Origin of the sequence: Amycolatopsis sp. NPDC049253, from assembly GCF_040678995.1 — a bacterium.
In the GTDB taxonomy this organism is placed as follows: Bacteria; Actinomycetota; Actinomycetes; order Mycobacteriales; family Pseudonocardiaceae; genus Amycolatopsis.
Map to the genome: position 1 here is coordinate 1 of NZ_JBFAQX010000063.1, position 10541 is coordinate 10541.

Consider the following 10541-nt stretch of genomic DNA (forward strand, 5'->3'; position numbering starts at 1 on the left):
CGCAATCCACACCGAACCCGGAGGCCCTCCCTCACTCCAAGATCATCCGATCACGTGTCGCCCCGTACCCAACCACCATGGTCAGTACACCTAGGCCGCGGCGTTGTCCGAGAGCGGGCCTCGGCCCAGCGCGTACACCCTGCGATACGAACGGATTCCCCGATAGTGATCCGTTCATAGTGGACAGTCGGGCGGACAGACGGTCCGGCGGGGTGTTCCTCGTCGGAGATCGTGGCCGACAGCTCCGGTACCGCTTCCTCCCGGCCGATCCGATGTGGACAAGCCGCCGGATTGCCCGGCCTGTGACGCACGTGTGACCCACCCGACGGTTTCGCGCCGCTCCACCCGGGATATCCCGCTGGTAATCGCCCCGGAACCTCGGCGACCATTTCCGTCTCCGAGAAACGAGCGATCGCATGACACAAACTCTCACCCGGCCCGGCCCCGACACGCGAAAACCGGCAGAGCCGATGCTGTCGGGCGAAAAGACCCGGACCGAGAACTCCCTGGTGAAGCTGTTCGCCGTCGTGCCGCTGCTGGCGCTGGCCGCGGCGGTGCCCTTCGCGTGGGGGTGGGGCCTGGGCTGGGTCGACCTCGGCCTGGCCGCCGGGTTCTACGTGCTCACCTGTCTCGGCGTGACGATCGGGTTCCACCGGTACTTCACGCACGGGGCGTTCAAGGCCGGCCGCGGCCTGCGGATCGCGCTCGCGGTGGCCGGGAGCATGGCGATGCAGGGACCGGTGATCGGCTGGGTCGCCGACCACCGCCGCCACCACGCCTACGCCGACCGCGAAGGCGATCCGCACTCCCCGTGGCGCTACGGCACCTCACCGGCCGCGCTGGCCAAGGGATTCTGGTACGCGCACATGGGCTGGTTGTTCGACCGCCAGCGGACCAACGCCCGGCGGTTCGCCCCCGACCTGCTCGCCGACCGCGACCTCGTCCGCGTGGACCGTTGGTTCCCGGCACTGACCGTGCTCACGCTCCTCGCGCCCGCCCTCATCGGCGGTCTCGCCACGATGTCCTGGTGGGGCGCGCTGACGGCGTTCTTCTGGGCGAGCCTCGTACGCGTCGCGGTGCTGCACCACGTGACCTGGTCGGTGAACTCGCTGTGCCACCTGATCGGCGACCGGCCCTACGCCGCGCGCGACAAGTCGGCGAACTTCTGGCCGTTGGCCATCGCGTCCATGGGCGAGTCGTGGCACAACTCCCACCACGCCGACCCGACCGGCGCCCGCCACGGTGTCCGCCGCGGCCAGATCGACATCTCGGCCCGGATCATCTGGCTGTTCGAGAAGGCCGGCTGGGCCACCGACGTCCGCTGGCCGAAGCCCGAACGCCTGGACCGCAAGCTCAACCCCGGCTACGCGCCGGGGCTCGAACGCAGGGCGCCCGATCCCCGATGACACTGCGCGCCGGACCCCACCCTGGTTCGATCAGCTCGGGTTGACCTCACAGCCTCCACGATTTCGAACACCCGCACCTCCGGAGGCCCAGCCGTGCCTGAATCCCAGGAGCCCGAAAAGGGTTCGTTCGCCGACGCCGAAGCCGCCGCGGCCGAGCTCAGCACCACCGCACAACCGTTGGGGACCAAGGGAAAACCGCTCAACCGCCGGTCGCCGTTCCTGCTCGGCATGGCGGGTGCGGCGGGCGTGGCGGTGATCTACGGGCTGGTGCGGGTCGTGGTCGGGCTCCAGGACATCCTGGTGCTCATCGGGCTCGCGCTGTTCCTCTCCATCGGCCTCGAACCCGCGGTCTCGTGGCTGACGCGGCGCCGGTTGCCCCGCTGGCTCGCGGTGACGACCGTGTTCGTCGTGGGGCTCCTGGCCCTGGGCGGCTTCCTCACCGCGGCGATCCCGGTGGTCGTCGAGCAGGGCACGCAGCTCGTCGCCAAGGCGCCCGGCTGGTTGCACCACGCCCAGAACCACAACACCGTCCTCGGGCAGCTCAACGACCGCTTCCACCTGCAGCAGCAGCTCGAAGGGCTGCTCAGCGGCCCCGGCCTCGGCACCGGTCTGCTCGGCGCCGGCCAGGCCGTGTTCAGCGCGGTGACCAACGTGCTGATCCTGATCGTGCTCACGGTGTACTTCCTCGCCGACCTGCCCCGCATCCGCGCGGGCGGCTACCGGCTGATCCCGCACTCGCGCCGGCCGCGGGCCATCCTCCTCGGCGACGAGATCTCCACCAAGGTCGGCGGCTACGTGCTCGGCAACCTGGCCATCTCCGTGATCGCCGGGGTGCTGACGCTGGCGTGGCTGCTGATCTTCGGCGTCCCCTACGCGGCGCTGCTCGCGATCACCGTCGCCATCCTCGACCTGATCCCGGTGGTCGGCTCGGTCGTCGGCGGCGTGCTGGTGAGCCTCGTCGCGCTGACGGTGTCCCTGCCGGTCTGCCTGGCCACGATCGGGTTTTTCGTCGGCTACCGCCTCGTCGAGGACTATCTCCTGGTGCCCCGCATCATCGGTGGCGCGGTGAAGGTCCCCGCACTCGTGACCGTGGTCGCCGTGATCGTCGGGGGCGCGCTGCTGGGCATAGTCGGTGCGCTCGTCGCCATTCCCGTCGCCGCCGCGGCCCTGCTCATCGTCCGCGAAATCCTGTACCCGCGCCTCGACCGAGCCTGACGCACTACGGCGAGTGCGCCGAGTGTGTTAGGACTGGGTCCTAGCAAAGGGGCTCCAGGTGCACCAGCTCAGTCTCGGCGTCGTCGCGCGTTCACGGAAAGAGAACGAACGGCGGCTGCCGATCCACCCGCACCACCTCGACCGGATCGACGCCGATCTCCGGAAGACCATCTACCTCGAACACGGCTACGGCGAACCCTTCGGCGTGCCCGACGAGCGCCTGGCGGGCAGCGTCGCGGGGCTGCGCTCGCGCGAGCAGCTCATCGCCGAGTGCGACGTCGTGCTGCTGGCCAAGCCGCTGGCCGGCGACGTCGCCGAACTGCGGGACGGCCAGGTGCTGTGGGGCTGGCCCCACTGCGTGCAGGACGCCGAGCTGACCCAGCTGGCCATCGACCGGCGGCTGACGGTGATCGCTTTCGAGGCGATGAACCACTGGCGCCGCGACGGCTCGTTCGGCCTGCACGTGTTCCACAAGAACAACGAGCTGGCCGGGTACTGCTCGGTGGTGCACGGCCTGCAGCTGATCGGGTCGACCGGCGACTTCGGCCGGCGGCTGCGGGCCGTCGTGATCGGTTTCGGCGCGACGGCGCGCGGCTCGGTGACGGCGCTGAACGCCCACGGGATCCACGACGTCGACGTCCTCACCGCTCGTGGCCTCAGCGCGGTCGGCTCGCCGATCCACTCCGCGACGATGGTGCACATCGACCACGACGTGACCAACCCGGGAGATCTCCGGCGCAGCCACGCGCTCACGCCGAGGGGCCGGGTACCGCTCGCCGGATTCCTCGCCGAGCACGACATCGTCGTCAACTGCGTCCTGCAGGACACCGCCGCGCCGCTGACCTTCCTCATCGACGACGATCTCGCCGCGTTCACCGCGGGCAGCCTCATCGTCGACGTCTCGTGCGACGAAGGCATGGGCTTCAGCTGGGCACGGCCCACGACGTTCGCCGCGCCGACCTTCCCGGTCGGTGACGGCATCACCTACTACGCCGTCGACCACAGCCCGTCCTACCTGTGGAACTCGGCGACCTGGGAGATCAGCGAAGCCCTACTGCCGCACCTGCGGTCCGTCCTTTCGGGCCCCACCGCGTGGGCCGACCACCCCACGGTCCGGCGTGCCGTCGAGATCCGCGACGGCACGGTAGAGAACCCCGCGATCCTGTCCTTCCAGCACCGGTCACCGGACTACCCGCACGATCAGCGCTGAGCCCCGGTGGTGCGCCGGGTCTTCACGGCGCCTGACGATCGGTGTCGTGCGCGAGCTCGCGGAGCAATGCGGCCAGCCCGCCAGGCGCGCGGCCGTGCAACCGGGGGCTGGTGAACACGCGCGCGGCCGGTTCGTGGCACCGCCGGTAGCCGGCCGCTCCGAGGCGGCGCCACAACGCGTGGTCCTCGCCGGTGGCGATCGGGCCGAAGCCGCCGACGCCGCGGTAGGCGTCGGCGCGCACGGCCAGGTTGGCGCCGTAGACGTTGGGTTCGCCGGCGGCCACGACGTCGCGGTAGCGAGTCGCCGCCGCGCTGCTGCCGGGAAACGGCGCGAACAGGTGCGCCGGGCCCGCGCACGCGTGCCAGCCGAGGCGGGCGCGGTCGAGGTGGCGGGCCGCCCACGGCGGGGTCACCTCGGTGTCGGCATCGGTGTTGAGCAGCAGCACTTCGGAAGCCGGGTACCCGGGCAGTGCTCGCAGCGCCGTTCGGCAGCCGAGGTCGCGCACGGCGCCGATGGTGGTGAGCCGCGTGTTCGTGGTGACGTGCGCGCCGTGGCGGCGGGCGAGCGCCGCGGTGGCGTCGGTGCAGCGGTCGGCGACGACGACCACGGTGCGGGCCGTCCCGGCCGGCAGGTGCGCCAGGGCCCGGTGGACGGCGTCGAGGCAGCGCGGCAGGGTCGTGGCTTCGTCCCGGGCGGGGACGACCACGGCGACGGCGTCGATCACCGGCGCCTCAGCACGTGCAGCAGGAACTCTTCGTCGACGTGCTCCACCACGGTCTCGAGCCCCGGGTGCGCCGCCAGCCGCCGGTGGGCCTCCCGGCCGTCGCGCGGCGCTTCCGGCGCCCAGCGTCGCCAGTGCACAGCCGCGATCTCGCCGCGGGGCGCGAGCGAGGCCACGGTGCGGTCGATCGTGGCAGTGAGGTCGGCGTCGTCGAGGTAGTACAGCAACTCGCCGAACACGACGAGGTCGACCGGTCCCGTGGGCAGCACGTCCGGCACGGCTCCCTCGTGGACGTCCGCTGTGGACAGTCCGGCCGTGGCCTCCCGTGCGCGCCGCACGGCTTCCGGTACCGGATCGGAGGCCAGCAGCCGGTCGCACCGGGCCGCGAGTTCGCGCGTCAGGGCGCCGGTGCCGCAGGCCGGTTCGACGACGGTGCCGTAGTGCTCGCGGGGCAGCGCGGCGAGCAGCAGCCCGCGTTTGCGGCGTTCGTACCAGCTGGTGGCGACCTGCCACGGGTCGGCCGCCCGGTCGTAGAGCTCGGCGAACCGGCCGACGGGCGCCGAGCGGGTCGGTGGCACGCGCAAGAGCGTCTCGTGCGGCCGGTCGAAATGGGCGAGCACCTCGGGCGGCAGGATGGGATCTTCGCCACGGGGGCCGGGTTTCAGCTGTGACGCGAACTCGCGGACGGCCGCGGCCTTGGCCGCCCGCTCGGCGGCGCTGAGCGAGTACGCGCGGGCGAGGTGCCACGGGACGTCCGGCGAGTCCGGCCGGCCCCAGTGCCACAGCCAAATCGGGTAGGCCCAGCAGTGCGCGGTCACGGGTGCGGCGGCCACCGCCGCCCGCCCCGCCGCCCGGTGGTCCGGGTGCGGGTCGTCCGGCCACGGCATCAGGCACAGATCACTGTCGGCGGCGTGCTCGCGCAGCGCGTCCGTGAGCTCCGCGGTGTGTCCGGCGAGACCCGAGTCCGGGAGGCCGAGCCAGATCGGTTTCACTTCGGACAGTCCCTGTGCCGTGAGCGCGCGCCCCAGTTCCACGCGCCGGGTGTCGGCCAGGCGGCGGCGTTCGGCGGCGTCGGCGGTGGGGAACGCGGCTTCGCCGTCGGTGGCGACTACGAGCCTCACCGCCGCGCCGGCGGTGTGCAGGTGCTGCACCAGCCCACCGGCGCCGAGCGTTTCGTCGTCGGGGTGGGCGGCGACCACGAGCACGCGGCGGAAGTCGTCGTCCGGCCACGGCTCGTACTCCCGCGTCCACTCGCTCTCCGGTACGAACGGCTTCACGGCGTCACCTCCAGCACGCGGCGGCCCAGCGCGGCGAGGTCCCGCTCGCCGTGGTGCTGGCGGACGAAGACCTGCAAATCGGCCAGGCGCTGGGCGAACCCGCGGTCGTGGCACAGCGGCGCGGGGCCGGTGATGCGGGGCGCGCGATCGAGCACCTCGCGGGCGGCGTGCTCCACGCTCGCGCGGCAGGTGTCGTTGAGCACCGCGGGATCCGGCGCGTCCTCGAGCACACCGGCGGTCGCCGCGAGCAGGGCGTCGGCGGCCGCGATCGCGGTGTGCAGCGCGCCGAAATGCGCCAGCTGGTGTTCGTCGGCCTTCTCCCGCAGCACTTCCCGGACCACGTCGAGGACCCCTGCGACACCGCCCAGCCACACGGCGGCGACGCCTGTGCCACCGAAGACGAACCCGGGCCGCTCCACGTACCAGCCCGGGGGACCGATGACCGAGTCGGCCGCGACCCGAACGGAGTCGAAGACGACATCGCCGCTGTCGGAGGCGTCCATTCCCAGTGCCTGCCACACTTCCGGGTGGCGCTGCACGCCTGCCGCGCTGAGGTCGACCTCCACGAGCCGGTCCCCGGCGGCGACGAGCGCCCGGTCGAGTGTGGTCAGCCCGGAACAGAACCGGACCGTCCCGGAGAGCCGGCCGTCGTCGAGCACCGCCCCGGTTCCTCCGGACTTCGCGGCCCAGACCCCGTACAGCGAACCGGGTTCCGGCTTGCGTCCCGCCTCGTCGAGGATCGCGACGGCGTCGGTGTGCCCTTCGGCCAACCGCGCCAAGGCGAGGTCGCGCCGCCCGTACGCGGCGAGAGCCGTCCAGCGCCGCGCGAGGCCGCCGTGGCCGGGCAGGGGCAACTCCAGCGCGCCGTTCGCCAGCAGCGCGCGCAGTCCGGCGGCCACCCCCTCGACGGTCCGGGGTACCGGGAGCGGTTCCGCGGGCGGCTCGGCGCTCAGCAATGAAGTCATCACGAGGTCCTGTCTGCCGATCGGTCGGGTCCGGCTCAGCCGGGGGTCGTCTCGCCGCCCAGCGCGGCGAGGACTTCGCCGCTGTAGTACGAGGAAAGCCGGTCGGCGGCGAGGAACACGTAGGACGGGGCGAGTTCGTCGGGGTGCGCGGCGCGGCCGAACGGCGCCTGCGAACCGAACTTCCGCACCTTCTCCGGCGGGAACGTCGACGGGATCAGCGGTGTCCACACCGGACCCGGCGCGACGCAGTTCACGCGCACGCCGCGGTCGGCCAGCGCCTGGGCCATCGAGTAGGTCCACGCGTGGATCGCGCCCTTGGTGGCCGAGTAGTCGATGAGGGATTTGTTGCCGCGCAGGCCGTTGACCGAACCGGTGTTGATGATGGACGAGCCCGCGCCCAGGTGCGGCAGGGCGGCGGCGGTCACCCGGAAGTAGCTGTGCATGTTGACGTCGAACGTGCGCAGCCACTGCTCGTCGGTGAGGTCCTCCGGCGCGTCGACGGGCCACTGCACGGCGGCGTTGTTCACGAGCAGATCGAGACCGCCGAGCTTCTCGACGGTGCGGGCCACCACGGCGCGACAGTGCCGCGCGGAGGCCAGATCGCCGGGCAGCAGCACGCACTTGCGTCCTTCGGCTTCGACGCGGCTGGCGGTGTACTTCGCGTCGTCGTCCTCTTCGAGGTAGGCGATGGCGACGTCCGCGCCCTCCTTGGCGAACGCGATCGCCACGGCCCGGCCGATCCCCGAGTCGCCGCCGGTGACCAGTGCGCGCCGGCCCGCCAGCAGCCCGCGGCCCTCGTAGTCGTCCATCGTGTCACGCGGGCGCGGCTCCATCTCCTCGGTGACGCCGGGCGGCTCCTGTTGCTGGGGCGGACGCTGTTCGTCGGGCATGCGCTCCTCCTGTGGCGCTCAGGGTTCCTTGCGCTCACCGGTTACCCCCGCGCACGCCGTCCCAAAGCCCGGCGCAAGGGGTTTCGCCGGGCCGGGGGCGGGGTAATCGGCGGACAGGACTGCGCGATTTCGGGGGTGCTCCCGCGCAGTCCGATCGCCGATGCTGGGCAAGCTCAGGCCGGTTTCTGCTTCCGAGTGCCCCGAACCAGCGCAGCTTCGCGGACCTACGCGGGAACTCCCTCGCCGGCCAGGATTTCCGCGGTGGCGGTGGAGGACTCTTCACCGGCGGCCGAGCGCAGTGCGGCGTCGGCCGCTTCCGGGGGAGTCTCCGGCGGCACCACCAGCAGGACGACCTGGCGTGCGTTCGAGCCGATCGCCGTGATCGTGTGCGGGTTCGTGAATCGGAAGCCCTCCAACGGCACGATCCGGTCGCCGACGTAGACCTTCCGGGTCGCCGGGCCCCAGGTGTCCAGGTGGTAGGACACCCGCGTGACCGGTCCCACCCACTGCTCGAGGGCGGCCACCAGCGAGGGCAGTTCCGCTTCCAGGTCCGTCGATCGCGGCCACCAGCCGCCGTCGACGTGGCCGCGTTCGGAGCCGGTCTTTTTCACCCGCAGCCGGGCCTCGTGGAGTTGTTCGTTTTCCGGCTGAATCGCGGTCGCCATTCCGGCGCTCCTACCTCCGGCCCTCGACGGGCCGGGGACTGTTCGTGCGCCAGAGGTGGCACCGGCGAACGGCCGGATGCTGCTTCGCCCCTGGTGTCACCACGCTACCCCGGACGCCGGTGCAATCGGCGTACGCTGGACTTACTGGCTCGCGAAATCACCGATTCGATTCTGTCGGCCGAGGACGGCGCACCGCCCGGAATCCGCGGCAGCGGCCATCGCACGACGCGAGCCGGACAGGAGTGCGACCATGAAGTTCGAATCGGACCGTGGTGCGGCGGGAACGGTGATCGGCTCGCTCGAGACCGGGAATCGGCTGCGACTGAAGGAACCGGGCGCGGCCAAGGGCTGTTTCGACGGCGCCTGGTGGCCAAGGTCGCGGGATCCGGTGAGGGAGTTCAGCGCCCTCGTCGCCGCGGTCGCCGCCCGGCGGGGGCGAGTGGACCGCATCGGCTTCAACCCGGCTGCGTGGGACCTCGCGCCCGCCCGGCTCGCCCACGGCCCCGATCTGGTGCGGCTGGCGGGATTCTTTGGGCTTCAGCAGCACACCGTGGTGGTCGTCGGACCGTACCTCCACCACCTGACTCTTCTGGTGATCCCGCCGGACGCAGACCCGGCCGCCGCGGAACGCGCATTGATCGCGACGTCCGCGCCGGACAGCACCGGCTCCGCCGAGTTCATCCTGAGCGACACCGGTGTCCTCGGCCCGGTCTGACCCCACCCGGCCCCGAGGTATCCGCCGGGCCGTCCTGAGCGCGATCGGAGGTCCCGTGTCCGACGCACCGGCTAGCCACCCCCGGGTGCGGCTCAAGCCCACGCTTTCCGTCACCGGCTTCGTCGACGGCGCCTGGTGGCCGCGGTCGACGGATCTGGCAGCCGAGGTCCCGGAACTCGCGGCCGCGCTCGCCGAGCGGATCGGACCGGTGTGGCGCGTGGCGTTCCCCTCGCCGGCGTGGACGGTGACCGCAACCAGGATGGTGAGCCGCGGCATGATCATCCGGCTGGAGGGGTTCCGGTCGCAGGACCGGCACATCGTGCACGTAACCGGCAGCCTGATGCGCCGCCTGACCCTGCTCGTCGTCCCCGCGGCAACGACGCCGGCCATCGTCGAGCGCGCGATGTCGGCCGCCGCGGACCGGAACGACGCAACCCGCCCGGAGGCGATCCTCGACGGCGCGGGCCTGGCCCCTCCGCCGGCCGAAACCGACGTCCACCGCTGGGAATCCGAAGGCGGCTCGACCGCAGCGCCTTCGCGGTCAGATGGTGCCGTGGTGCTGGAGGTATCGGAAGGTCGCGATCCCCGGTAGGACGGGCAGCCAGTAGGTCAGCAGCCGCGAAGTGAGGACCGCCGCCACCGACGTTGCCGGCGGGACACCCACCGCGCTCAGCCCGGCGACCATCAGGCTCTCCACAGCGCCCAGACCGCCGGGAATCGGCGCGAGGTGCCCCAGGGACTGGGCGACCACGAACACCACGAGCACCGCGGCCACGGGAACTCGAACGCCGAAGGCGGCCAGGCTGGTGGCGAGCCCGAGACCGGAGAACAGCAGATAGGCGCCCGCGCCGCCGAACAACTCGAGCGCGCGGATCGGATCGCGCAGGACGGGCAGCAGATCGCGAGCCATCGCCACCGAGGGCCGGACCAGCCGGCGACGGCCCAGCGGGGAGCCGACCACGACACCCGCGATGACCAGCGCGCCGGCCGCACCCGCCAGGACCGGCCACCCGTGCGGGATGGACACCCCGCGAAGCACTCCCGAACCACCGAGCGCGAACACGCCGATCACGCACCAGAGCGCCGAGACGGCGCCCGTGGCGGCGAGGTTCAGCAGGGTGACACCGACGGCGTGGGCGCGGCGGATGCCCAGGCGTTCCATGAACGCGATGTTGATGCCGAAGAACCCGACGCCGCCGGGCGTGGTGCGCCCGGTGAACGCCGCCGCGAGCTGCACCGCGGTGGTGCGCCAGAACGGCAGGGGCGTCACGCTGGAACCGAGGATCGACACGGACGACATCACGATCGCCAGCAGACCGGTGACCACGGACGCGATCAGCCATCCCCAGCGGGCGTCCCGCAGCGAGCCCACCACCTCGTGGAGGCCGGACAGCTGGGGCAGCAGCACATACACGGCCGCGCCGAAGAGCAGCAGTCCGATGATCGTCCTCGCGCGAACCGGGGAACGGAAGGTGGG

Annotated in this window: 11 protein-coding genes; 5 read left to right on the top strand and 6 right to left on the bottom strand. The window is 72.1% G+C overall.

Annotated features, from left to right (window positions below; translation table 11 throughout):
- The first annotated feature begins 416 nt into the window (after window positions 1-416).
- From AB0K15_RS47675 to AB0K15_RS47685, 3 genes are all read left to right on the top strand, one after another.
- Complete coding sequence (locus tag AB0K15_RS47675) at window positions 417-1406, top strand: acyl-CoA desaturase (RefSeq protein WP_364067805.1); 990 nt, start codon at window positions 417-419, stop codon at window positions 1404-1406.
- A gap of 93 nt (window positions 1407-1499) precedes the next feature.
- Window positions 1500-2621, top strand: a complete 1122-nt coding sequence (locus AB0K15_RS47680) for an AI-2E family transporter (protein ID WP_364067807.1) — start codon at window positions 1500-1502, stop codon at window positions 2619-2621.
- A 58-nt stretch (window positions 2622-2679) separates the two neighbouring features.
- Entirely contained in the window at window positions 2680-3831 is a 1152-nt protein-coding gene (locus AB0K15_RS47685) for a N(5)-(carboxyethyl)ornithine synthase (RefSeq protein ID WP_364067809.1), read from the top strand.
- Between the two features lie 22 nt (window positions 3832-3853).
- On the opposite strand, the gene AB0K15_RS47690 is transcribed toward AB0K15_RS47685, so the two are convergent.
- The 5 genes from AB0K15_RS47690 to AB0K15_RS47710 form a co-directional block, all read right to left on the bottom strand.
- Complete coding sequence (locus tag AB0K15_RS47690) at window positions 3854-4555, bottom strand: glycosyltransferase family 2 protein (protein WP_364067811.1); 702 nt, start codon at window positions 4553-4555, stop codon at window positions 3854-3856.
- The gene (locus tag AB0K15_RS47695) at window positions 4552-5829 is read right to left on the bottom strand and encodes a bifunctional PIG-L family deacetylase/class I SAM-dependent methyltransferase (protein WP_364067813.1); all 1278 of its coding nucleotides are present in this window, start codon (window positions 5827-5829) and stop codon (window positions 4552-4554) included. The genes AB0K15_RS47690 and AB0K15_RS47695 overlap by 4 nt, the downstream gene beginning before the upstream one ends.
- Complete coding sequence (locus AB0K15_RS47700; protein WP_364067815.1) at window positions 5826-6794, bottom strand: acyl-CoA dehydrogenase; 969 nt, start codon at window positions 6792-6794, stop codon at window positions 5826-5828. The genes AB0K15_RS47695 and AB0K15_RS47700 overlap by 4 nt, the downstream gene beginning before the upstream one ends.
- A 35-nt stretch (window positions 6795-6829) precedes the next feature.
- Window positions 6830-7684: an SDR family oxidoreductase gene (locus tag AB0K15_RS47705; protein ID WP_364067818.1), complete on the bottom strand. Its 855-nt coding sequence runs from the start codon at window positions 7682-7684 to the stop codon at window positions 6830-6832.
- A gap of 224 nt (window positions 7685-7908) precedes the next feature.
- Window positions 7909-8349 carry a DUF5994 family protein gene (locus tag AB0K15_RS47710; protein WP_364067823.1) on the bottom strand — a complete coding sequence of 147 codons (441 nt, stop codon included), beginning with the start codon at window positions 8347-8349 and terminating at the stop codon, window positions 7909-7911.
- Between the two features lie 250 nt (window positions 8350-8599).
- Between AB0K15_RS47710 and AB0K15_RS47715 the strand changes: the two genes are divergently transcribed.
- Complete coding sequence (locus AB0K15_RS47715; RefSeq protein ID WP_364067826.1) at window positions 8600-9064, top strand: DUF5994 family protein; 465 nt, start codon at window positions 8600-8602, stop codon at window positions 9062-9064.
- Window positions 9065-9149: 85 nt separating this feature from the next.
- Window positions 9150-9656, top strand: coding sequence for a DUF5994 family protein (locus AB0K15_RS47720; protein WP_364067828.1), 507 nt, complete (start codon window positions 9150-9152; stop codon window positions 9654-9656).
- Here the strand turns inward: AB0K15_RS47720 and AB0K15_RS47725 are convergent.
- Window positions 9606-10541 (bottom strand): flippase-like domain-containing protein (locus AB0K15_RS47725; RefSeq protein ID WP_364067830.1); only part of this gene is annotated, 936 nt, incomplete at its 5' end. The genes AB0K15_RS47720 and AB0K15_RS47725 overlap by 51 nt on opposite strands.